General features: G+C 58.8%; 20 protein-coding genes. 10 read left to right on the top strand and 10 right to left on the bottom strand.

What is annotated here, in order from left to right; translation table 11 throughout:
- Nucleotides 1-523: 523 nt before the first annotated feature.
- From ACE103_RS09300 to ACE103_RS09285, 4 genes are all read left to right on the top strand, one after another.
- Nucleotides 524-922: a hypothetical protein gene (locus ACE103_RS09300; protein ID WP_375779172.1), complete on the top strand. Its 399-nt coding sequence runs from the start codon at nt 524-526 to the stop codon at nt 920-922.
- Nucleotides 923-1,280: 358 nt separating this feature from the next.
- On the top strand, nt 1,281-2,360 hold the full coding sequence (locus ACE103_RS09295; RefSeq protein WP_375779171.1) for a hypothetical protein: 1,080 nt from the start codon (nt 1,281-1,283) through the stop codon (nt 2,358-2,360).
- Between the two features lie 69 nt (nt 2,361-2,429).
- Nucleotides 2,430-2,852: a protease inhibitor I42 family protein gene (locus ACE103_RS09290; protein WP_375779170.1), complete on the top strand. Its 423-nt coding sequence runs from the start codon at nt 2,430-2,432 to the stop codon at nt 2,850-2,852.
- 14 nt (nt 2,853-2,866) lie between these two features.
- Nucleotides 2,867-3,964: a C1 family peptidase gene (locus ACE103_RS09285; protein WP_375779169.1), complete on the top strand. Its 1,098-nt coding sequence runs from the start codon at nt 2,867-2,869 to the stop codon at nt 3,962-3,964.
- A gap of 12 nt (nt 3,965-3,976) precedes the next feature.
- On the opposite strand, the gene ACE103_RS09280 is transcribed toward ACE103_RS09285, so the two are convergent.
- On the bottom strand, nt 3,977-4,312 hold the full coding sequence (locus ACE103_RS09280; RefSeq protein ID WP_375779168.1) for a transposase: 336 nt from the start codon (nt 4,310-4,312) through the stop codon (nt 3,977-3,979).
- On the opposite strand from ACE103_RS09280, the gene ACE103_RS09275 reads away from it, so the two are divergent.
- The 6 genes from ACE103_RS09275 (at nt 4,312) to ACE103_RS09250 (ending at nt 12,446) form a co-directional block, all read left to right on the top strand.
- Nucleotides 4,312-4,845: a hypothetical protein gene (locus ACE103_RS09275; protein ID WP_375779167.1), complete on the top strand. Its 534-nt coding sequence runs from the start codon at nt 4,312-4,314 to the stop codon at nt 4,843-4,845. The genes ACE103_RS09280 and ACE103_RS09275 overlap by 1 nt on opposite strands.
- Before the next feature lie 480 nt (nt 4,846-5,325).
- Entirely contained in the window at nt 5,326-6,231 is a 906-nt protein-coding gene (locus tag ACE103_RS09270) for a hypothetical protein (protein WP_375779166.1), read from the top strand.
- Nucleotides 6,232-6,242: 11 nt separating this feature from the next.
- Nucleotides 6,243-8,537, top strand: a complete 2,295-nt coding sequence (locus tag ACE103_RS09265; protein WP_375779165.1) for a caspase domain-containing protein — start codon at nt 6,243-6,245, stop codon at nt 8,535-8,537.
- 1,068 nt (nt 8,538-9,605) lie between these two features.
- Complete coding sequence (gene aepX, locus ACE103_RS09260) at nt 9,606-10,544, top strand: phosphoenolpyruvate mutase (RefSeq protein ID WP_375779164.1); 939 nt, start codon at nt 9,606-9,608, stop codon at nt 10,542-10,544.
- Between the two features lie 97 nt (nt 10,545-10,641).
- Nucleotides 10,642-11,430 (top strand): phosphocholine cytidylyltransferase family protein, encoded by a 789-nt coding sequence (locus tag ACE103_RS09255; protein WP_375779163.1) that lies wholly within the window; start codon nt 10,642-10,644, stop codon nt 11,428-11,430.
- Between the two features lie 401 nt (nt 11,431-11,831).
- Nucleotides 11,832-12,446, top strand: a complete 615-nt coding sequence (locus ACE103_RS09250; RefSeq protein ID WP_375779162.1) for a CDP-alcohol phosphatidyltransferase family protein — start codon at nt 11,832-11,834, stop codon at nt 12,444-12,446.
- A gap of 141 nt (nt 12,447-12,587) precedes the next feature.
- Here ACE103_RS09250 and ACE103_RS09245 read toward each other — a convergent pair whose 3' ends face one another.
- The 9 genes from ACE103_RS09245 to ACE103_RS09205 all read right to left on the bottom strand — a co-directional run bounded on the left by ACE103_RS09245 (nt 12,588) and on the right by ACE103_RS09205 (nt 23,288).
- Complete coding sequence (locus tag ACE103_RS09245; RefSeq protein WP_375779161.1) at nt 12,588-13,211, bottom strand: aminotransferase class V-fold PLP-dependent enzyme; 624 nt, start codon at nt 13,209-13,211, stop codon at nt 12,588-12,590.
- A complete protein-coding gene (locus ACE103_RS09240) occupies nt 13,165-13,719 on the bottom strand; it encodes an aminotransferase class V-fold PLP-dependent enzyme (RefSeq protein WP_375779160.1) in 555 nt (184 codons plus the stop codon). The genes ACE103_RS09245 and ACE103_RS09240 overlap by 47 nt, the downstream gene beginning before the upstream one ends.
- 559 nt (nt 13,720-14,278) lie before the next feature.
- A complete protein-coding gene (locus ACE103_RS09235; RefSeq protein ID WP_375779159.1) occupies nt 14,279-16,051 on the bottom strand; it encodes an asparagine synthetase B family protein in 1,773 nt (590 codons plus the stop codon).
- A 1,044-nt stretch (nt 16,052-17,095) separates the two neighbouring features.
- On the bottom strand, nt 17,096-17,905 hold the full coding sequence (locus ACE103_RS09230) for a metallophosphoesterase (protein WP_375779158.1): 810 nt from the start codon (nt 17,903-17,905) through the stop codon (nt 17,096-17,098).
- Nucleotides 17,902-19,449, bottom strand: a complete 1,548-nt coding sequence (locus tag ACE103_RS09225; RefSeq protein WP_375779157.1) for an ABC transporter substrate-binding protein — start codon at nt 19,447-19,449, stop codon at nt 17,902-17,904. Before ACE103_RS09225 ends, ACE103_RS09230 begins: the two co-directional genes overlap by 4 nt.
- Before the next feature lie 38 nt (nt 19,450-19,487).
- Entirely contained in the window at nt 19,488-20,360 is an 873-nt protein-coding gene (locus ACE103_RS09220) for an ABC transporter permease (protein WP_375781060.1), read from the bottom strand.
- A 2-nt stretch (nt 20,361-20,362) separates the two neighbouring features.
- The gene (locus tag ACE103_RS09215; protein ID WP_375779156.1) at nt 20,363-21,289 is read right to left on the bottom strand and encodes an ABC transporter permease; all 927 of its coding nucleotides are present in this window, start codon (nt 21,287-21,289) and stop codon (nt 20,363-20,365) included.
- On the bottom strand, nt 21,289-22,287 hold the full coding sequence (locus ACE103_RS09210) for an ABC transporter ATP-binding protein (RefSeq protein ID WP_375779155.1): 999 nt from the start codon (nt 22,285-22,287) through the stop codon (nt 21,289-21,291). Before ACE103_RS09210 ends, ACE103_RS09215 begins: the two co-directional genes overlap by 1 nt.
- A complete protein-coding gene (locus ACE103_RS09205) occupies nt 22,284-23,288 on the bottom strand; it encodes an ABC transporter ATP-binding protein (RefSeq protein WP_375779154.1) in 1,005 nt (334 codons plus the stop codon). The genes ACE103_RS09210 and ACE103_RS09205 overlap by 4 nt, the downstream gene beginning before the upstream one ends.
- Between the last annotated feature and the right edge of the window lie 993 nt (nt 23,289-24,281).

The following is a 24,281-nucleotide window of genomic DNA, read 5'->3' as shown; positions in this document are numbered from 1 at the left end:
ACCAATTATCAAGCCAATGCTCTCAGGGACCTGCCCTCCACGCGCGCCTATCTGACTTGCTTACCTGCACAACGACGGCAGGACTCATCGGTCTCTCAGGCAACCGGACCCATGGCAGAAGCTGGCGGAGTGACCTCCGCAGTAAGGTAATCGAAAGCCATGCACGAGCTATGGCTCGTTTATTCCTCGATCTCGAGCTGCGGACGAGAAGATCAGCCTGACTGATCGATGGTCGACATTCAAGGCGCTGAAGGGGGGGCTTTTCTTCAGATTATTGACGAGGACCTGAGAAAAGTCCTGGGTGAAGGTACCGAGTCCCTGAAGCATCGACCGCATCGTCGGGACAGAAGCAACGGCAACGCCGAAGTCCTCACGGCATTCTCAAGTATCGTCCAGCGCGCTCGGGCCGAGCATCCTCGCGGAATCCTTATGTCGTCCCAGAACTGGTAGGAGAACTCCGTTCGCGCTTGACGTATTCTTCAAGCCAAAGTCGATGCTCGGCTCGCGGCATGAGCCAAAAACTATGGGTGGCCTGCCGTGGGGATCGGTCATCGACGCCATGACATGGGTAGCCCGCGAGAGCCGTCAAATTCGACAATCTGTTCGCAGTCGCGAATTGGACGGTGGTCCGCTATGGATTTTCCGCACCTCAACTGGTGGGTCTGAGCTGCCGGATCACGGAGGAGACCTGATGATTCAGCTCTTCGAGCATCCTTCGCGTGGCTCCGCTCCGCGGATCGTTTTTGTTGGCAGGAATCGGCGCGGCAATTGGGTTGTCCGCGAACAAAGGGGGAGCTTTGGCGGCCTCTTTATCAACCGCGCCCAAGCTTTGAAATACGCTCTCTTCGAGAACGGCCGCCATGCGGAGAGCATCATCGAGGTGACGCGTGAAATCGAACTCGATATTCGCACCACCCCATGAATTGACATCGGCGCGTCGGCGAGGATCGCCTCACGAACCAGGACGGATCACCGAAATTTCGGCGCGCCGCCAAGTTCGAAAATCAATCGCTCTCATGTTCCGCAAGCTGGGCCCGCAGCCAGCCCAGCATTTTCCCACGGCAGATGAAGATGGATCCTGCCGGGCGAGGCCGAATTGTACGGAACGGGCGATAATCGTGGCTTGCGCATTTCGACCATCTCGTTAGAGTTCTTGCTGAGGTTGTGCGACCTAGATATTGCAAGGTCTTTCGACCTCAACGGGTGTCAAACGAAGCAGGGGAGCTCGTTGATGCGACCGTGGGGTTTTTCAGTCGACTGTTTATGCGTGGGGACGCATTATGTGGGGCACATTTCGCCGCGTTGTGAGCGTTTGTCTTTCTACTCTCTTGGCCGGCTGTGCAAGCCTTTATGCGGTCCACGATCCTTCCACCGGTGTCCTGACGACCGGACAGGTGCAGGGCTTCCTGAAATCGCTTCGCTGCGAACTGATCACGTTCTATGAACTGGAGCGCAGCAGAAAGGCCGCCTTCCTCAAGGCGCGCAAGGCAGGACTACTCGAGGCGTATGCAAACTACGCGTACTTCGACGTATCTCCGTCCCTGTTCGGCGCCATTACCCTCGAACTCAAGATTACAGACGGCGCGTCGATCGGATCGGGCACGGTTTTCGATTATCGACTCCCGCCGGACTTCTCCAAGAACACCATCGCCCATCTCGGTCCAACGGCAAGCGCCCAGGGCGTCTATGACCTCATCTGGAGCTTCCTGCTCAAGCAGAACGCTAAACTGACCACCAGCGCGAGCCTGCCAGCAGAGGCGGATCCCATGGTCAAGGAGCAGATCTGCTTCAACGGACCGGGTCTCGGCGATCTCGCGGCCCTTGAGGCGCTCGCCGAAGACGCCGCTCCCCAAAGAGCCCTCTTTACCCGAATAAAGGTCGATTTCGGCAAGCCACTGGCTGCGTGGTTGAGAGACAAGGCCACCATTATCAGCGCCGGCCAGCTCCTGCCTGCGGCAGATTTCGAAAACGCCGAGGCAGCGCAGATGTATTACCAATTTGCAGTGCAGGTTGTTGCGGGCCTCGACGCCAAATATTCACTGACATCGGTGCATTGGAATGCGCTTGCGGGCAACGCTTCGGCGTCTCTGCAGCAAAACAGCTATGTATCGCTCTACATCAATGGTCCCGGGGCTGCGTACGTCAATGGCGCGAAGTCCGGATCTGCCGGCTTCCTGCCGAAGGGCCCGGAACTGGGTAGCGCCGAGAACCCGATGCATGTCGTCACCCAAGGCGGCAAGCCGGTCGTCGGGGGCGCCCAGGAAGAGGGTCCCCAGACGGTCGTCCGTCCCCCGCGGCGACGCGAACAGCGCTATTTGCTGGCGCCTGTCCCGATCTTCCCGCCAAGCGCAACGCCATAGAAGAGTAAGGCCAACCGCCAAGGAAATTGCCATAGTCGCGAGCCCAGCCAACCAATCAGGGAATTTCGTATGGCCCGCGCCCACACCCATCATCACGGCCTATTCGTTTTCGCGGTTCTGGCCTGCTTCGCAGGCGCTCTTGGAGCGCAGGAAACGGGCTCCAGCGCCAGCGCGGCGCTAGCGCTCGACGAGGCACCATCAAAGCCGCTTGAGCTGCGCTCTGGCCGAAGCCTCTTTGTGTCGCTCGCCCGCTCTGGCGGTACCGGATTCTTCTGGGACGCCACAACCAAGAGACCTGACATTGCAACCGTCGCCTATGTCACGTCAAAGCGGTCGGCTCCCGCCCCTCGCACTGTCGGTGCACCCGAGCGGGACATCTTCGAGATGCAAGCTCACGCCCCCGGCGAGACCTCCATCCTGTTTGCGCTCAAGCGCGCAAATGGCGAACCGATCAACAGGATTGACGTACCCGTTCATGTTCTAGGCAACTAGGAAGGAAACATCCGATGACGAGGCAAGGCGCGGCCGCCGTGGCAATCTTACTGTTCGCAAACGTAGCTGTCCTCGCGCAGAGCGCCCAGCCTGCGCCGCCGTTTACCGAGCAGGCGCCGACCTACACGACGGGGGACACCGGCGTTTCCGATCGCGACCTCCAGAAGATTGCCGCGACCGCCGTGCCGCCGACGCTTGCCTTGCAGGCGCAGGCTCAATTTAAGCTCTCTGTGTCGGTAGCCAACAATCCGGCAGCTCAAACGCTCGGCGCCAAGCCGGCGGCGACTTTGCTCGAGGGCTGCGATCCGCAGGCGGCCGCCTTCAACTGGTTCGACAAAGGCGCCGTGTCTCCCGTAAAGGATCAGAAGAACTGCGGCGACTGCTTTGTTTTCGCCGCGACCGCGGCCTTCGAGGCGAGCTGGTATCTGCAGAACCATGAGCGGATTTCCGTGTCCGAACAGCAGTTGCTCGACTGTGCGGGAGCAGGCAATTGCAGTGGCGGCTGGCATGGCGACGTCTTCAATTTTCTCAAATCCAAGGGTGTAACCGACGACACCAAGGTGCCGTATACGGGAGCATCCAGCGGCGGTTGCAAGGTCAACGATCATCCTTATACCGCCGTAAACTGGAGCTATGTCGATCAGAGCGGAGCAACTGCAAGTCTAAAGAACGTCAAGCAGGCCCTGTGCGCGCACGGCCCTGTCGTATCAGCCGTTTACGCCACCCGCTCGTTTCAGCGCTATGTGAGCGGCGTCTTCAACGAGTTTGCCGAGGGTGACGGGACCAGTTCCGTCAATCACGACGTCCTGATCGTTGGCTGGGATGACCAGAAGAATGCTTGGCGCATCAAGAACAGCTGGGGCGACAAGACCTGGGGCGAGAATGGCTATATGTGGATCCGCTACCGCAGCAATTACATTGGTTTCGGCGCTGCCTGGGTCGACGCGCTCAAACGGCCGGGCGTACAAGATTCGGCCAAGGCTCAGGCGTCCGCAAAGCAGATCAATATCGATTCGGCCAAGAGCGTTGCTGATGCGCTCAAGGGAACCGACCTCAAATTCAAGTCTCTGCCAGCGTCGCAGATATTGAACTCACTGGGCATCCGATTCTAGCGCATTTTCCGATCACGTTGTGTCGTAACCAGCCGCGACGAGATAATTTTGATATTCCTTGGGTGAGAAGCGTTTGAGAGCGTCGGCAATTGCTTGCCAGAGATCGGGCATGGTACGCGCTGCCGCGGCCCGCAACAGCGGCTTCAATTTAGAGAAGGCCATTTCGATCGGGTTGAAGTCTGGACTGTAGGGCGGGGAATAGAGCAGGCTTGCTCCGCCCCCCTGGATGGCCTCTCGAACGCCATGGACCTTGTGAGCGGGCAAGTTGCCCATGATAACGGTATCACCCGGCCGCAGCGATGGGGCGAGCAATTGTTCGACGGAGGCGAGGAAAGCGTCGCCATCCATTGGACCGGGTGAATGTCGTCGTCTTCCAATGTCCGTGTGGGACAGCTGCACGACATCGCACGCCGCATGGCGAGCGCCCCGTAAAGCCGCGCCATTTTCGTGTTGGCGCTGGTTTCGTCGATGAAGACGAGACGCTCAGGGTCAAGATCGATTTGCCCTTCGAGCCACTCCTCACGCGCGGCATTTATATCGCCGCGCCGTTGCTCGGTGGCGTGCGCTGTCTTTCTTTATCTGTGATCTTTCTGCGCTGGAAAGAACGCCGGAGCGACGCGATGCCAGCCCGATATTCCACGAGGTTTCAACAGTTCGCGCAACTCGGCGAGCGTAATAACCGGCTTCGCAGTCACCGCCTCCAGAATCAATTGCGAATGTGCTTCGATGCGCTGCGATTTGCGGTTACCGCCCTGGCGTCTAGGAACGATGTCGCCAACTTCCTTGAGGCGGCCGCGCCAGCGGATCGCGCTATGCCGAGCCATGAAGCGTCATCGGCAGCTTGCGGCCACAAGATGACGGCGATCACCATTGGAAGCTGAAGAAGGGGAGACCCAACTATGCTCCCCGTACCGGAGCGGACAGCAATTTGAGTATCCTCATGAGGTGCTCTTGTTGCGGCTCAACAGTGTCGAACACTGAGAGTAAATTGAAGTGCGGCGCATCACCAACGAGCTACATGCGACAAATGAAAAACTTGGTACGATACGTACGTTCCCGCGTGACTCTTTCTCGGGGTGAATAGGAGTGAATTACTAATCTCCTCACGACCCCAGCACATCGTCCGGGATTTTCGAGAGACATCTGTTTCAGGTAAAGGCGAATACTCAGTTATTCGATGTACGGTCCTCACTTACCTGGCACTGACGACGCCGGGGGCTCTAGGCGTATCCGCGCAGCGCGCCTCTTTGCGGTCCTGGGGCAACGTTTCGCTCACTACTTTAGGGTTGATCTGGCAACAATTTCGCGCAATTGTATTTTCTGATTTCCTACGGCACTATTCAAACAAAGTGACTTGACCAATGAGATTGCTAATCATTCTCTTGATCCTGAATGCAATTCCGGGTGTTGCTTCAGCGCAAACGCCTACACTGAACTCGATCGTGAAAGAAGTTGTCGACGATTTTCGGCAGCATCGATCGCATGGTGGGTACGATCTGCACAAGGCATTCACGCGTGATTTAAAGTACGGAAATGATTGCTGCATCAAGGCTACGGATCCGCCTGCGACGATGTGTGTCGCGGGCGTCGCGGAAATCGTTGTCGAAACGCTAAACCGCTACGCGGCGAGTGCAAACGATCAAAGCCCGTTTCAAAAGCTGCCCCTAACCAGCTGGACAAGAGGCAATCTGACTTCAATACGGGCGAACATTTTTATGTACGATGGCACTGGTTCGAGAGGGACGGGACATGCGTTCGAAAAGCTTGGCCTCGGGAAGGAGAAGAGCTTTTCGGAATTGAAGCCATACGACTTTGTCAACTTAAACAGAACGTCGGGCAGCGGGCACGCCGTGGTATTTATAAGCTTCCTCGATGCGAACTCGAACGAAACCTCGAACTACTCGGCCAACGTGATTGGCTTTCACTACTTTTCGGCGCAAGGTAAGGGCAAGCCTGATGCAGGGTTCGCCGATCGGTTCGCCTATTTCGATGGAAAATGTCCAGACCAACCCGTTGCGGGACGGCCTCGCGACTGCGGCGTAATCCGTAGTAGCAACAGGGCCCTGCTGGATGGTGGAGAGTTGTGGTCACCAACTGCCTGGACCACAACGCAGGCGATATCTCGAATCACGACTCGTGTTCGGGGCGTTTTGGAATCGCGGTTTGCCGGGCAACCCAGAGGCTTTATCGATACCAAACTAAATGTGGAGCTCGAAAAGGAGCTGACGCCGAACCTCGAGCAGTTCAACGGTGAGACAACAGATTAGGGGTGATTAGCATGGTTTGTGCGCGTGAGCCGTTTTCTCTTAGGGCGCTTGCGACGGCTGCCGTGCTTACTTTGCTTGCTTGTTGCGTTGCGAGCGCCGCAACGCCAGCGCGTCCTCGCTTTGCGTTGCTGATTGGAAACGATACTTACAGTCCGTCTCAACCAGCGTCCAGCTTACCGGCCAATGCCGATCCATCCCTGCCAGATCTGCATAACGCGTGTAGCGACGTAATGGCGGTCGGCGCGCAGCTTGAGCGTGTTGGCTGGAAGGATGAGGATATAACGGTCAAGTGCAATCTTACGAAGCCGCAGTTGGCCACGGAAATCGAGTCGTTCCTCGATAGGCTTCAGCAATCGGATGAGGCAACGGCGATATTCTACTTCTCGGGGCATGGCATCGAGGTCGCTAAGAAGAGCTACATATTTGGAACTGACGCCCGTCCGGACGTTGGTCACGCGGTGGATACGTATCTTCGATTTGCCAACGCCACGCTTTTTGGAAATGATGCAATCGATGTGAACTGGTATCTGCTAGGAAGAATCGGAGAAACCTATAACAACGCCGTCCTGATTGTTCTCGATGCGTGTCGAGAAAATCCGCTACTAGATGAGCTCAATCGAAGACTTGTGCAACGAACCCGATCAGTGAACGTGCAGGCACGTCCAGATTGGCTTGTTACTGCGCTCAGACCGCCTGATAATCCTCCAGATGGAATTGTGACCGCCTTCTCAACATCCAATGGTGATTTGGCCGCTGATGGATTTGGCTCGGTCAGTCCCTACGCGGACGCGCTGACCCATAAAATTCGTCCGAGCATTACCATCGACCAAATTCTTAATGAGACAATGGCGCAAGTCCATGATCGAACTCGATATACTGCGCGCGAGCAGCGTCCTGATCGTCGAGGATTCTTTCGTCCGCCACCGCGGTGTTTTGCAGGATGCATCGACCAGGCGTCGCAACCTGATCCCAGTCCTAGCCCAGCCAATAAAGATGGTTTGTTAAATTTAAAGGGGGCTGCCGCTCCGACCAGGGTGACTTTGCGGACCGGCGACATCGCTCCTGATCAACCAGCCGCACCGAGCTCGGTCGTACAGCTTCGGTTTGCTCAGTCAAACCCTTCTATTGAATTGCCTGACATGCGGAAGTCTCAAGTTTTGCTGGACCAATCGCCTTTGAGTTTAGGCAAGATTATAAAGGATCCGGCAACCGTGACGCAGCTCGCCGTAGACGTTTTCTGGTGCAGTGGTGATTCTTTGGCCCAGGCGCGCTGGGTGAGGGCAACCGAGGTAGCGTCTTCAATCGCAACCGCCGCCAAAAGCAATCCGCTGATCGAAAATGCAATGGTGAGCAGGGTTGCCGTAAAGCCGATCCCTTTGGGCTCGAACAGCAAACGATCGTTTGATACGGACTCGATTGTCCTGGAATATTCGTCCTCGTTGCCGAGTAACAAAAAGTGGGCGGAAGTGCTTCAGTCCAGTTCGATCGTGCCTATTCGTATTCAAGATGCTGATGCACTGAACCCAAAATATCCTAATTATCTATCGGTCTATATCTGTCAGAACCTTGTTCAGGAGAAGTCCACCAACAGAGTTTTCATGCAGGTGGCGGACGGCTCGCAGGTGAAGCTTGCGCAGACCATCAATGCTGGCCTCGCATCAACCGGCGATTTTGTCGTTGCGGAAAGCATAGAGGTACAGCCTGTTGCATCTCACCCAGACACGGAAATCCGTTATTTCTTTGAAGACGACAAACCTGCGGCTGAAAAGATCCTGGGCGTAGTTGCGGCTAATGCAAAGCTCCCGGCTCATCTCGTGTACCTGCCTAGCTATAAGCCGAAGACGAGCCAAGGTTCGTTTGAGGTCTGGCTCGGCAGTCGCTTGATCTTCGCACATGACGACACCACAGCGAATAATCTTGATACCGCGAGCGAAATTGTTAGTGCCTCCGATGTTAGTGCGCGCGACGGTCAAGGCAATACCGTGGGACGATTGAGTAACATTGTATTGTCCTTAACGGGCCAAAGCGCGAAGTCGGATTCGGCTCAAAGCAGTTTCTATTCGTTGAAATACAGCTTCTATAATGGTTCAGGAACTCAGCGAGGCGACCAGACCGTTACATTGACATTCAAAGGAGAAAATGACGCGATAGTTGCAATCGATAAATTTCCGCTCGACCGTCACCGATGTATATATGGCGGACCAGAAGTTCGGTTTCAGAACGGCGTGGTCCCTGTCGCAAAGGAAGCAATTCATAACATCGATATCACGATTACACCTGTTTCGGGCGTGCAAACACCCTGCTAATCTTGGGGAGCATTACTGACCTTTGCGATGCTCGCCATGCGGAGAATTGCCCCGCGCGGAGACGTGCTTGAGTATCTTGGGGCCGAAGACTGCGCGGCTTCGAAAAAGCTCATTAGCTCTCCGTATTGATTAGGAAACGATGCCGCTGCATTGCCGTTCGGATTTGAAATGTGCGCGCCCTAGGTTAAGTGCCGAGGCCGACCTGCTGGCTCCAGAATTTGATCCGCTGCTGCAGCGCCGCTGGCCCGACCGGAGCCCGTACCGGGCGCCTGGATACGGGGCAGCTGTGCATTCTTGAGTCGCCGCTGTATCCATCTCGCAGTCGCAAGCAGCTGGTGGTTGTTCGAAGCCACAGCATCTTCGGAAGATCGGTTCGCCACTTCAACTACTGATACTGCAGCTGAATGCCGTTACTTGAATCGTTTTGCGATTATGCCCCGCCCCTCGCCAGCAACGGTTAACACTTTCGAATATCCTTTGCTGGGCCATCGGCTCGCCATAGACGTTACCGGAAGTGGAGCTCCAGCCAAGCAGCAGAGATCCCGCCGGGGTCTGCGTCGACGACCATCCGTTTTGCCAGAACTGTTCCTTCAAGCATTCAGGCAAATGCAACCTGCGGCCTTGAAAACGGGGATGCTCTCAATTGAGTGTCACAGCCCCGACAGAATGTCGTAAAAATTGACCGCTGAAAGGACCAGCCAGACATTGGCCCCAGAGAAGGCCAGGCACACATCCCGCGCCATACGCATTGGTTAAACTGCGAATAAAGCAACGATTAGATGAGGTCTTTAAAGACGGCACCTTGAAGCCTCGATCTGGAATACCTTCATTTCGCACCCAAGCCCGGTGTTGAGCCTCAAAGCGCTAGTCGGCGTAGCCAGCCGTTCTTGATCTGCATCAGACCATCGAGGTGGAATTCGTCCGTGGCTTTAAAATGCCATCCCGCATTCACAGCGAGATGATCCCGTTCTACCCGCGCCACCTACCAGTTCTAGCCATTGATCGAGATGACCGAAACGTGTCACGTCGAGCGATGAACGCCGGCCGGTCGAGGCACAGGGAATTGGCATGCAGGATCATTCACAACCTCTCCTCGCCAATGGCATTGATCAACCCGTTGATTTCTCTCGAGCTGATGCTTTGCGTGCTGAGGTCTGCTCCAGCAGCGAACTCTCCTTCCTCATGGAGGCGCATGACGGCCTGTCCGCCGCGATCGCCGAGCGTGCCGGTTTCAAGGGTCTGTGGGCATCGGGTCTATCCATTGCCTGTTCTTTGGGCTACCGCGATGCGAATGAAGCATCATGGAGCCAGCTTGTCGACGCCGTTGAGCGGATCGTGGATTCAAGCCAGCTTCCTGTCCTGGTCGACGGAGACGGCGGCTTCGGCAATTTCAACAATGCTCGCCTCCTGGCTCGCAAACTCCGTGACCGCGGCGCTGCCGGGGTTGCATTGGAAGACAGCTGTTATCCGAGGATAAATTCGTTCATTGGCAACCGTCATCCGCTCGCCGACGTCGATGAGTTCTGCGGCCGACTGCGCGCCGTCCAGGACACGGTCGCTGGGGATCTCGTCCTCGTGGCCCGGATCGAAGCATTAATCGCCGGCCACGGAATGCACGAGGCAATCGCACGTGCTCACGCATACCGGGAGGCCGGGGCCGATGCGATCCTTATTCACTCACGAAGCAGCTCCGCGGACGAAGTCCTTTCGTTCACGCGCGCCTGGCAGAACAGGCTGCCGGTCGTGATCGTGCCGACGAAGTATTATCGGACACCGACGTGCGAGTATCGCCATGCCCGCATCTCGACGGTCATTTGGGCCAACCATTCCATGCGAGCTGCGGCAGCCGCAATGCGCCACGTCTGCGGCCGTATCTTCGCCGAAGAGAACGTTGCGATTATCGAGCCGGATGTCACAGCCCTCGACGAGCTTTTTGAGATGTTCGACTACGATGAGCTCGCCGAGGCGGAAACGCGCTACGTTCATCCTGACAAGCTGCGGCAATAAATAACGGCTGCGTTTTCCGCTCTAACCGTCTCGAGATGTGTGTCGAATTGCTGCGCTTTGGAACGAACGACAGATCCTCGACGGCAGGTGCGATCAAATGGCTATCAACGGTCCCAGGAAAGCAGTCATTCTCGCTGCCGGCCTCGGCTCTCGCCTGCGACCGCTAACGGATCTGCGACCGAAACCTTTGGTCGAAGTCAACGGTACGGCTATCCTCCATAATGCTTTGCGAAACCTAGACGCGGTCGGTGTGGAGGAGGTGACGGTCGTCGTCGGCTACCGCAAGGACGCTATTGAATACGCGTGTGGTCACCGCTTCGGCGGATTGGAGATCAAGTATCTCTACTCGCCTTCTTTTGGCAGTACCGGAAGTGCCTATTCGCTGTGGCTTGCGCGCGACATACTGCTATCTGGCGACTGCTATGTTCTCGAGGGAGACGTCTTTTTCGAGCAGGATGTTTTGCGCTATTTGATGAGGGGCGACGCTCCTGATGCAGCCGCCGTAGCTCCCTTCGATGAAATGATGGAGGGATCGGCCGTTGTGCTGTCGGAAAGTGGATTGATTTCCGAATTCCGGATGAAACAGACTGCCGGAAACCTCGCCGCCGACGGTCCCCCTCTCTACAAGACGATGAATTTGCTGCGGTTTGCGGCGTCGACTCTCACAAGCACGATCGTTCCCGCGCTCGACGAGATCATCGGCTCCGGCGCCACGCGGGCCTATACCGAAGAACTCCTCGGTTATTTGATTGAACGACGCGGACTGCAGCTTGCGGCAGCGCGGTGCGACGGCCTGAGGTGGTATGAGATCGACACTCCCGCCGATTGGCGGATCGCCGAGAGCATCTTTGCGGATCGACCAGCACTGCCGCCAAGATCGACGTAACAAAACAGCTCAGAGGATTCCTCGTTGCGATGTTTCTCGGCTGGAGCAAAGGGATCGCCAGTCCGCGCCGCAATGCCGATTTCGATCGAGCAACAACGCTGCAAGGGTTCACTGCTAGCGACGCCTCTTCCGCCCCCCCAAATGGGAGGCACCGATTTCCAGCTCAACGCCCTCTATTCTTCGACCCAACCAAGGCAGACGCGGTCTGAACTGAATGCGCGACGAAAGGAAACGATGTTGGGCAAGGCTAAAGTCTCATCAGAAACAGTTCCAAAGCACGGTTTGCGACAATGAACACCAGCTGCCATCCGGAAAGCAAAGATCTCGCACCATAGATCCGAGACAAGCCGCGAGTGGCCATCTGCGGGGGCTGAGTGTAGTTCCATGACAGGAGCAAGGAGATGATCGGATATTTGGGCGATTATGCAAATGCCATCACGGCTTGCGCCCATCTGTTTGCTGTCATTGGCGTCTGCCTGGCCCTCAACGGAAGACTGGAGCTCGGCACCGCGGCGATGCTCTGGACCTGGTTTTTAGATCATTGGGACGGGCATGTGGCTCGAAAAACCCACCATGTTCGTCGCCCAGGAATGGCGGCGTTCGGAAAGAGCTTCGATGGCCTTGCCGATTTTATCCATGGCGTCTGGTTTCCCGCCATTATCATCCTGCTTGTTGGCAACGGTTCGGCGCTCTCGTTTGTTGCAAGCCTGGCGCTGGTCATGTCGGGGGCGATCAGGTTGAGCTATTTCGAGAACGTCGGGTTGACGACTGAGGCGAAATTCATCGGGATTCCGGTTTCATATGATACGCCATTGGTAGCCCTGATGTTGCTGGTTCGACCGCTCATGGCAGAGGAAACCTTCCGGACAGTATTGTCGCTTGCTTTCACAGCGCTTGCCCTTCTCCACGTCTCCGATTTTGTGCAGGTTCCGGCGATCCGGGGCCGAGCGATTCCAATTGCAACGATTGCAGCGATTGCGCTCTCGCTGGCGTTGGTGGCGATCAGCCTGATGTAGCCGGAAGCCAGCTATGGAAAAAATAGAATCCCGGCACCGACGCTTGGCGGCCGCACGCGCCGGGAAGAAGCGCAGCCATACCCCGGTCGGAGCAAGGATCACCAAATCCCGACTGCTGGAGGCAACTCCCAGGCGTGCCGCCTATGATGCCGCCACGGCCGACAGAGCAGCGACAAGGCGATCAAGTTCCGCCTCGGTTGTGTAGATAGCCGGACAAACGCGGATACATTCGCCGGCGGCGACGCCGCTCCGACGCACCGTGAGTACTTTGAATTCGTCCCTGAGCCGCGCCACTATGGCAGAAGTGTCCGTCTGACTAATCTTCCCCCTGATCCGGAACGAGGTGATGCCGGCGTGCATCAGCGGATCATTTGGTGTCAGAATCTGGATGGCTCGGATGTCGGCGATGCGCTCGACCCAGTAGTTGCGCAGATAGCTCAACCTGGCATGCTTGGCCGTCACTCCAATTGCCTCATGCAGCTCGAGCGCCTCGGGGACGGTGAGCGCGGCGGCGAAGTTGAGCGTACCGGTGTGAATGCGCGAACGGATATCGTCCAAGGGCCAATCTTTATCACCCATATGGACGTCGATGTCGGCAAGACGAGCCCTGCGGATGTAGATGAAGCCGAGACCAGGCGGTGCGCCGATCCATTTGTGCAGGTTGAAGCCAGCGAAATCGACGTCAAGACCGGCCATGTCCAGCGGGAGCTGACCCCAGCTATGCGCTGCGTCGAGAATGACGTCGACGCCCCGGCTGCGGGCCATAGGCTGCGATTTCACGCACCGGCAGAACCAATCCGGTCCGGTGCGACAGATGGGTAAGCAGCAGAAGCCTCGCCGCGGCCGTCTCGTCCAGTACCTTGCGGTAGGCGTCCAGCACCGAGGCGCGAGTAGCGGGCTCAGGGATGGCGAAGCTTTTGACCGTGACGCCGCGGCGCGTTTCGAGCATTGCCATCGCATACTGCATGGAGTCGTAATCCAGATCGGCATAAAGCACGACATCGCCGCGTTTGAGCCTGTTATACCCTGCTATCAAGGTCTGCAGGGCCTCCGTGGCACCACGCGTGAGGGCGATTTCCTCGGCCGCAACCCCAAGGGCGACAGCGAGACGGTCACGAATCGCTGCGATATCGGCATCGAACGAGCTGCGCACATATATCGTGTTCTGCCGGTTCACGTGCTGAATGTTCCGCAGATAGGTCTCCAGCACGGGCAGGGCCATGATGCCCCAGTAGCCGTTCTCGAGATTTGGCAATGGAGCGGTCGACGTCATAGAGCTCGCGCACCGCAGACCAAAAGCCAGAATCGCTGGCCCCCTTCTGGTTCGGCGCGAACAGCATCGTGCTCAACCGGAAAGACTGGATCACGCTCGGCCATCGCTCATGCAGTTCCGTCACCCATGCTCTGACAGATCCGCCGCACGGCATCGGCAGTTGTCTGTCCCCAAATCCGGCACTCGGGCTACTATGGGACACGCATCGTCCACCGCTTCAGTCCTCTCGTTCTATCAAGGCGCTTGCAATGTCCAACGTGCGCTGCTGGCTTCCGCCGGTCACGAACGGGGTGGCGCATACCTGTCGGTCACCCCGGTGCATCGCGACACACTCCAGCTCTCAAGCCCTGCAACGAGAGGACGTCGATATTGCGGGTAAAATGACCAGCCGGAAACTGCTCCATTTGGCGGGGTGAAACGGCGCAAAAATCAGCCTGTCGCGCTGCGTGGAACTAGACTGCTGGCCACAAGGGCAATCCAATTGGACGGCGCGCGGGGTCGCGAACGTCGTCACTTGAATCTCGCCTCCCATCGCGCCCGGATCGCTTTTCCACCGTCGCTATAGTGAGATTGGCTCGATATCTGCGCTCTCCTCACCCAGAAAGGCTTCACGGCGGTCGATAAATTGCCGGACCCAGACCTCCGCGGTTATCGCATTCCATAGCCAACGGACCTCGACAGGTTTGTAGGACCGCTTTCCCCGTCTCAACAAGCGCTGCACGTCTGCAAGGTCGACGACGCTAACCCTGCCCTGCTTGCTCGGAGCAAATAGCCTCGAATACAGATGGTCGATCACATCCGCCATTTCCGCGTCATACGGAAACTGTTGAATATATTTCTTCCTGTGAGTGACGACACGGGGAAGAACCAATTCCGCCGCCTTGCGTAGGATCGCCTTCACTTGACGTGGGCCAACCTTCTGGTCATCCGGGATCCTGAGCGCGAGATCGATGAGGTGTTTGCTGGCGTATGGCATGCAAGACTTCAAGCCAAACTCCGCCGCGAGCACCTCCTGCCCAGCCATCCTGTTGTCCCATGACGTCAATGCCGAGCACAACATCCTAAAAAGCGGCGCGTCCTCATCAGCGAACGCCATTTCCTCCACCGCCAGACGACTTTGGTCTGAACCGGCTGAGCACGGCGCCGGCAACGGGTGCCTGCCGTTGGTCGCGTAAAAGACCGCACGTGCGATCCAAGAGGAGGGAAGCGTGCCCGAGAGCTCCGCAGAGCGCAGTTCGCGCAAAATCCTCCCGGCGCCGGGCACATAACGTCCAAGCCATAGGCGGCGATGCGCCGGCATGCCTGCGAACAGCGTGTCGCACATATTGCCAGAAAACAGCGTGTCGACCTTCCCGGCCGCCCCACGCGCCAACGCATAGAGCTGCGGGAACTCGTCATAGCCACCGGGATCTTCCAGACACCAGACGGTTGTTGGAAGGAGCTCGATCAGATCCTTCGGTCTGACGATGAACTCGTGGTGAGAGGTTCCGAGAATGGACGCTGTCTGTCGCGCACCAACAATATCCGGATCGGATTCGCCATGTCCGACCGTAAAGGTGCACAATCGCGTTCGAGGAAAGCACTTGCGCAGCAGAGCCGCGATCAAGGCCGAATCGACGCCGCCACTCAGCGACATGCCAACTCTGGCAGTTGCGTCCTGGGCATACGAACTAACAGATCTTTCGACGGCTTCGAGGACATCCTTGGGCGTGACAGGCTCGCTCGGCACCTCATAATCGCAAGGTCGGGGCTTGGTGCGGACAATCTTCGGCTCCTTTGCGCCGACCACCACGGCGCTGCCGGGCAGGACCGGCCGAATGTCCTTGAAGAAGGTCCGACCCGGCGGCGCCCAACCGTTGTAGAAGAACGTGTTGATCGCCGGCAGGTCTGGTTCGGAACTGATCTGCGATAATGCAAGAAGCGCCTTATAGTGCGTTGCAAAGGCCGTCCACCCCTCGCCCTGTGCAAAAACCAGCGGCATCACCCCGAACGGGTCGCGGGCGAGCACCAGACAGTGAAGCGAGGCGTCCCAAACAGCGATCGAATAATGACCGTCCAAGTCGTCGAAACACCGGATGCCCTTTCTTCGATAGCCCTCCGCGACGTCATGCACGGACAGGGGCAGCCCTTCCACACTGAGCAGATGGCCTGTACAGGCGATGAGTGTATTGCCCGAACGTTCCACGCCACCATGGGAGCTCGCGCGCATAGCGAAATGCGCCAAACCATATTCCAAGATGCGAACTTCCGGTCCGCCTTGCGGGAGCAGCCGTCCCATTCGGTTCATCAGCGGTCCGTCAATGCGCCCAACAAATCCGCACATGCTGCTCATCGACGATCTCGCTCAGTCAATGTTGAGAGGCATTGCCGCCTGCAAGGCGAGCCAATATTGTCGGGATCGACAGGGATGTTAGGAGGGCGGCAAGAGGCGCTGCATATTACGGCTGACTCCGCTCACGGCAACTCACCTCGCCACGATGATCCGCGCTGCTCGGCTCAAGATCACGGTCGCAAAAAAGGACCTTTGATCGACGTCTCGAGGCTTGAGCCGACCGGCAGGCCGACCGCGGCGAGCCGCAGACCGTCTGACAGGCGACCTGAAGTAGGCCTGCGGAGCGCTTCGGTAAGCGACAGCGCGCAGAGAGCGAAGGCTCTGGTCGCAGGACGGGCTGGGGATTCAGGGCGGGCTGGCGACATCTTGTGAGGTCGTAAGGCAACTGCATTGTCTCGAGCCTTGTTACGTTCCTGGCACCCGCGCAGACGTAAACCGGCGGCGCCTCGATGCTGATCAAAGAACCCAGCCCATAGGTCACAGCGTGCCGAGCTCCTCGTCTTGGATATCTGGCGCGTGCGAGAAGCAGCGAGACTGCAAGATACCGGCTAGTAGGCTCACTCAGCGAGATTCGGGGCCGGTGCTTCGCTCGTCTGTCCAAACGCGAACGCATCAGAGAAGGTTCGCTGCGGCAAGCCAACTACCAATGCTGGTGATTGATCCTGATAGCAGACGATGCACAGATCGGACGATGAGGATTCGATCGTCAGCGCCGAATGGAGTTCGACATGCGTCATCGACAGGCTTGGTTATCGTCATCGGTTCTGGTCCCTGCCTTGTTCCATCGTCCGCAGGACGATCCGAGATCCGCCATCTCTGTCGCAGGATTGCATGACGGATTCTCCGAGCTGATCGCCGATCTCCCCATAGCTGGAAGGTCTTCAGCGCCAGTCACATCAACGCTGCCTGTGACTATTGAGGCAAATAACGGGCCCAGGCCATTTCCATAACGCACCTGACGGGACGCGGGCTGCATCATTCGTGTCGGTTGGCGAGAACAAGGGTCACGAGCTCACTTCAGGCTCCGCTTCCGCGGATGAATTGTCACGGCGCGCTCGCCGGACGCGTGGTGTCCGGAATGATGTCGATGATTCTGGCGTCGCGGATCGCGTGGGGATGCACCACGACGTCGCGACCGTTGACCAGGATGACGCTGAAATATGGCTCGACCTCGATATGCCGGACGATGTCGGTCTGAAAATCCAGCATGACTTGATGCGTGAGACCTGCCGCGACCGTAAAGGGAATGCCTCGCCAGGAGCCGGCGACGTTTCGGTGCATATGGCCGAAGAACATGTGACGGATGCGCGATTTGAACGGGGCGATGACATGCCAGAATTCATCCTCGCCCTGCAGCGCGATATGATCGAGCCGCTTCAGCCCCACCCTGACCGGTGCGTGATGCATGAAGATCAAAACAGGATGATGGCCATCGGCAAGCTGCGCCCTGAGCCATTCGAGGCGCAGACGATCAAATGCACCGCTATGCGTTCCCGATGTCAAGGTATCAAGCAGCAGGCCGACATGATCGCCCAGATCGAATCTTCTATGTGCGTAGCCGTCAGAAGCCAAATGCTCGGGAAAGACCGCAGCGAACACGCTGCGACGATCATGGTTGCCGACAGTGATATGCAGCGGCGGCAAGGCGAACTCGGCCACGACATCGCGGAACAGCTCGTATGACGCTCGATCCGCCAGATCGGTGACATCGCCGCTGATGACCAGCGCGGCCGCATCAAAATGGTGGACTTCGATCTCGGCAAGACAAGCCCGCAGACGCGCCTCCGGATCAATCCCCCTCAGTAAGGTTCCCTTCGGTACCAGATGAGGATCGGTCAGCTGGATGATTTTCATTGGGTCGCCTTGTTAGCTGGATTGAACGGCCCGAAATCCATCACGAGGGCCGAATAAGGCGCCCACGCAAGCTTCCGGCGCTTGGCGTAGAAAGCGCCATTGTTATGCAGGATGATGAACGGGACTTCCTCTGCGAAGATCTCCAGGGCACGTCGAGCGAGCTGCTTGCGTTGTTCGCCATCGCTTGACTGCGCGAAGGCCGCACCGACCGACTGGTATTGCGGCGAATCCCATATCTTGAGGGCGTGTTGGCTGCCGCCCGGGGCGTGCTGACGCCAAACCATGGACGTCGGATCGGGCCAGGATGGCAGAAAGGATTCATCCCAGATCGCATGCGCGGGCTTCGCATAGACCTGGCTGAAATTCTCCATCGGATGGAGCACGACGTTGAGGCCGACAGCCTTCCACATCTGCACCAGGATCTGGGCCGTCAGCACCTGGTTTGGATACCAGTTGTTGAGCAGACGATAGACGATCGGATCGCCATTGTAGGCGGCTTGCCGCACCAATGTGCGCGCCTTTTCGGGATCATAGGCAGGCGCTGGAAATGAGGGGTCGTAGACGTCCCCAAACATCGGATACTGCGCCCCATTGGGGACATCGATGCGTCCCCGCCAGAGCTGTGCGATGATGAGATCGCGGTCGATCGCAAGGCTCAGCGCCTGACGAATGCGCCGGTCCGATAGAAAGGGAGCGGTCGTATCGATCGCCAGCACGCGCAGATTGGCGATGGCGCCGCCCGCAATATCGAACCGGGAGGCGTCAATTGACTCGAACTGGTCCGGGAGCAGGTCCGATATCAGATCATAATCGCCGGCCAGAAGCCCATTAACTCGCGAAGCGACCTCCGGGACGATCCGGAACTCGATGCTCGCAAATGGCGGCAGGCCGCCCCAATACTCATCGTGCGACTTGAGGACGAGACTGACATCCTTCTCGTTGGAGATCACACGATATGCGCCGGCCCCAACCGGCGCCTTGAACCAATTTTCCCAACCGCCGGCTTTGCGAAAGGCGGTTTCGCTGACGATTTGCGCACTCCATGCCGCGAGCTTCTTGTCGATCGCCGGATCTGGGCTCTTTGTCGTGACCAGGACGGTGCTGGGACCCGTCGCCTGCACCGAGGCGATGGTCTGCTGGTATTGCGAGGCGACCGTATTGCCGCTCCCGGTGGGTCCGAGCCTGCGCTTCTTGCCAAGCGAAAAAACGACATCGCTGGCAGTAACTGTCGAGCCATCGTGAAACTTGACGCCGGGGCGGAGCGTGAATTCGACGCTGGTGCTGTCGATCCGCCGCCACGTTTCGGCGATCGCCGGTTTGACCGCCATGTTGACGCTAAAGTCGATGCGCAGCAGGCCATCGAACGCATTAGAGAGCATGCGCAAGGCCGGCGTGTTATTGAGCATCACCGGGTCCGCGTAGTCCGGTTGCGTCGGCACGGCCACGACAATCCTGGGCCGGCCTGATTGGCCGAAAGCCCGCGGTGGCATCGCCGCACCAACCGCAACAGCTTTCAGCAAAGATCGTCTACTCAGGCCGGGCATGGGACGGTCCTTTTTTTGTGAGGGGAGGAATGCGAGCATTACCGGAGCGTCCCGTCGAGGCGATCGCGCAGCCAGTCGCCGACGAGCGAGACCGACAGCGCCGTCAGCGAAATGACGAGGGATGGCATCATCAGGATCCAAGGCGCGCGGGCGAGATAGTCGCGACCATAGCCCACCATCGCACCGAGCGATGTCGATGGCGGCTGCACGCCGAGGCCAAGGAAGCTCAAGCCGCTTTCGACCAGAATGATTTCTGGAAACGAGATGGTCATTGACACGATCAGTGTCGCGGCCACGTTGGGAAGGATATGGCGCCAATAGACGTGAAGCGGATGGGCCCCGAGCTGGCGGACAGCGCCGGCATAACCTTGGGCATTGGCGCTGATCGCAAGGCCCCTGGCGATCCGCGCATAACGTTCCCAACCATGCAGCGCGAGCAGGCAGACGAAGACCGCAAGCGAGTTACCGATGAAGGCAAGCACTGCGAGCGCCAGGATCAGAAATGGCATCGTGGCCTGGAAATCAACCAGGGCCAGGATGGCCTGCTCGACCCAGCCACGGAAATGGGAGGCAACAAACCCGAGCGCGGTCCCCAGCACCGCGCCAAGACCCGTCGCACCAAGCCCGATAAAAACGCTCATCTGGATCGACAGGACCAAGCGGGACAACATGTCCCGTCCGAGCTCGTCGGTGCCGAGCGGATGAACGCGCGAGCCGCCCCATCCGATCGGTGGCGACAAGCGGGCTTTCAGATCGATCGCTGCCGCGTCATAGGGGATGATGAATTGCGCCAGCGCGACTGTCACTCCCAGAAGCAGAAGATATGCGAGCGCGATGTAGACAGCCAGGGGCGTGTCGGGTCGCGCGGAGCTCCGCCTCAAGGATAGCCGTTCGGGCGTGGTCCGTTGCAGCATCACGCGCGCCCTCCCCGCCGGGTCCGCGGGTCGAGCAGGCCATAAAGGAAGTCAACGGCAAGGTTGGAGGTGACCATGGTTATGGCGATCAGAAAGAGCACGCATTGGACGACCGGCAGATCACGACTGGCGACCGAGGACACCAGCAGCCGGCCGACGCCTGGCCATGAGAAGACGCTCTCGACCAACACCGCGCCGGCGATCAGCTGTCCCACCATGAGGCCGACGATCGTGACCGTCGGGATTGCGGCATTAGGCAACGCGTGCCGGTAGACGATCATGTGTCCCGGCACGCCCTTGGCCCGTGCGGTACGGATATAGGGCTGGCCCAGCACTTCCAGCATGGCGCTACGGGTGTAGCGCGCCAGAACAGCTGCGCCGCCGGCCCCCAGCGTGAGAACCGGGAGAATGGCGTGGTGCCAGCTGCGCGCACCGCCCGACGGCAGCCAGGCGAGCCAGACGGAGAAGACCAGCACAAGCAGCAGACCGAGAACGAAGGAGGGTATGGTGAAGCCCGCCACCGCCACAAGCATGACGCCGCGGTCAAGAAGACTATTGCGGTGGAGCGCAGCAAAGATGCCGGCCGGAATGCCGACCAGCAGATTGATGAGGAGCGCAGGCACCGTGAGCACAAGTGTGACGGGGATACGCCCGGCCACGACGGCGAGCGCGTCACGACCTTCGCGCATCGAATTGCCGAGATTGCCGGTCGCGACATGTGTCACATAGTCCAGGAATTGGACCCAGATTGGCTGATCAAGTCCCCACGCCTTGCGGAACGCTTCACGGGCTTGCGGCGAGGCATCATTGGAGAGGATTTCCAGCGCTGGATCACCTGACAGGCGCAGCACAATGAATGCAAAGCCGACCACAACAAGGATCGTGATCATGGCGCGCGCGAGCCGCGTCAGGACGAACCACGCCATCAATGCGCCCTCGCCAGCTGGGGCGCTTCTTTTTCCGCAACCAGGTGGCAGGCGACCTTGCGGGCGCCAGCCCCGCTGTTGAGAAGCAAGGGTTGCAGATTTCGGCAGGCTGGCTGAGCGAGGGGACAACGCGGATGGAAATCGCATCCACCGGGGCGCTCGGCGGGGCTCGGCGGGTCGCCGGCCACGCTGATCCGCCGTGTTCTTGGCTTGCGCACGTCCGGCACGGCCGACACCAATGCGCGCGTATAGGGGTGAAGCGGAGCGTGCAGGATATCGTCGGTTGTTCCCTCCTCGACGATACGACCGAGATACATGACCGCGACGCGCTTGCTGATCTGCCGCACCGCCCGAAGGTCGTGGCTGATGAACACCATCGCGAGCCCGAATTGTTGCTGAATGTCGGCAAACAGGTTGATCACGTGGGCCTGGATCGAAACATCGAGCGCCGAAATCGGCTCATCGCACACGAGAAGATCCGGCGATGTTGCCAGGGCACGCGCCAGGACCACGCGTTGTCTTTGCCCGCCGGACAGTTCATGCGGCAAGCGGGCTCCATGTTCTTCGGAGAGCCCGACGCGCGCTAAAAGTGTTGCCGCCCTCGCCATCCGCTTGGCGGGATCGTCAATACGATGAATGCCGAGCGGCTCGGCGACTTGTTCGGCAACGCTGAGCCGCCGGTCCAGCGCTCCCAAAGGATCCTGATAGACGAGCTGCATCCTTGCGCGCAGCCGCCGCCAGGCCGCGGTTTTGCTGGGCGGCATGACGTCCTTGTCGAACGTCACCAGGCCCGCATCAGGCTTTTCGAGACCGAGCAGCAGGCGTCCGAGCGTCGACTTCCCGCAACCGGACTCGCCGACGAGACCGAGCGTCTCGCCCTTGCCAAGCGAAATCGAAACCCCATCGACGGCCAGCACCCGCCGCCGCGATTCGAACAGGCCGCCCGGTGAGGGATAGGTCTTGGCAAGATCCTCGGCCATCAAAAGTGCGTCGCTCACGCCACGACCTCCAACGGCCTGACGTCGTCTGACCGCAGGCAGGCGACTCGCCAGCCGTGGCGGTCAGCGCTAAGTTCGGGCTCCAGGTGGCCGCAGACGCCGGCGCGATCGGGGCATCGCGGAGCGAAGGCACAGCCTTGCGGCGGCAAGCCTCCGCCGGCCGCGCCGTCCGAAATGCCGTTTAATCGCCGCAAAGGACCATCGAGGCTCGGAAGCGCCTGGAGCAGGCTGCGCGTATAGGGGTGACGTGGCGCAGCAAACAATTGATCGACGGGTCCGCTCTCAACGATCCGGCCGGCATACATTACATAGGCGCGGCTACAGACCTCGGCGATCACGCCAAGATCATGTGAAATCAGAACCAGGGCCATTTCGGTCTCGCGCTGGACATCTCGCAAGAGATCGAGAATCTGGGCCTGGACGGTCACGTCGAGCGCGGTGGTCGGCTCATCAGCGATCAACAGGTCAGGCCGGCCGGCCAATGCCATCGCGATCATGACGCGCTGGTTCTGCCCGCCCGATAGTTCGTGGGGATAGGATTCGAGCCGTCGCTCGGCTGAGGGAATCCGGACGAGGTCGAACAGGCGCTTTGCTTCCGCCCGCGCGGCCGCACGGTCCAATCCGCGATGCAGCCGCAAGACCTCGATCACCTGGCGACCAACGGTCAGAACTGGATTGAGTGCGCTTTGGGCATCCTGGACGATCATCGCGATCCGCTTGCCGCGGATCCTTGACAGGCTTTCGGTCGATGCGCCGAGGAGCTGCTCGCCGTTCAGGAGGACGCCGCCGGAGATGGTTGTGCTTGGCGGCAGCAGGGCGAGAGCCCCGAGCCAGGTCACTGACTTTCCCGATCCACTCTCTCCGATGATGCCGATGGCCTCGCCCCTGCGGATCTGAAGATCGATCGCTCGCACAGCCTTGATTGGCCCGAAGCTGACCGACAGCTGCTCGATGCTCAGGAGTTCGCGCACACCGTGCCCCTGGTTTTGAGGCGCAAGCACGCGAGCATCACGGAAATGCCAGGGCGGCCTAATTGCCTTTCGACCGACCGCTTGCCGCCCATTACATGCGCAAGCGAGCAGGAAACAGCAAAAAGCACAGCTGTCGCGCCGCTCTTTTTCTTGAGGCTGTCGGCCAAGGCAGATGCCATTTGCTACTTCCTTTCACGTCAGTAAGACCGCGCTGCCACACCGGCTGTCACCGAGAAAAGCAGCTACGCAGCACCGGATTGAAGTAACAGAACTCCAAGACCGTCCCTGCTACAGCCGGATGACACTCATCGTCTAATGAGATGCAAACATCGAAAGATGCGATAGCGAAACGGTGCCTTGCAGAAAAGCCAGTCCAAAAAGGCAGGATGTCGCTCAGGGCGAAGCAGCGCCTGGGGCTCCTATGCGACAGCTGACGCAACCAGCGGCGGACCTTGTAGCCGGCAGATGAGATCGCGAAGACAAGCGGCGAACGACGACTCCACCATTGCGCGCCGCGCCGCTCGCCAAGGCCTGCGAAGGGATCCCGGTCAACGTCAGCGCACGCATGGACCTATCAAGGACGTAGGCAAACCGACGCACCAGCGAGCTGCGAGCTCGAAGAAACCAGCATACGGCGTACCCGCTCGTTTTGCCTCTGGCGACAAGGTCATGATTTCGACCTGCACCGGTACTTCGTCGCTGCGCTGAGCGGCGGTCTGCCCGTCCATTAGCATCGGTTTGGGTAAGTCGTTGCACCTTACGGTGAGCCGCTTGGTGAATCCCTTTGTACTGCGCGTGTAAGTCGTGCGCGCTCATCGAAGTGGACTGCAATCGGCTTGGTCTCGACGATCTTGCTCGAGCAGTGCGAGCAAATTGACGAGCGGACGGATCGCCGCTGTGCTCGACCTCGACGACGCTGTCGCACATCTTGCTTCAGCGTCTTCTGAACCGGCTAGCCTACGCCTTGAGGTCAACAAACCGCCGCAGGCTTGTATCAGGACCGAGAACCAAGCCCTATCCTTC

Origin of the sequence: Bradyrhizobium sp. ma5 (genome assembly GCF_042258955.1) — a bacterium.
Lineage (GTDB): Bacteria > Pseudomonadota > Alphaproteobacteria > Rhizobiales > Xanthobacteraceae > Bradyrhizobium.
This window is presented reverse-complemented; position numbering and strand designations above follow the sequence as displayed.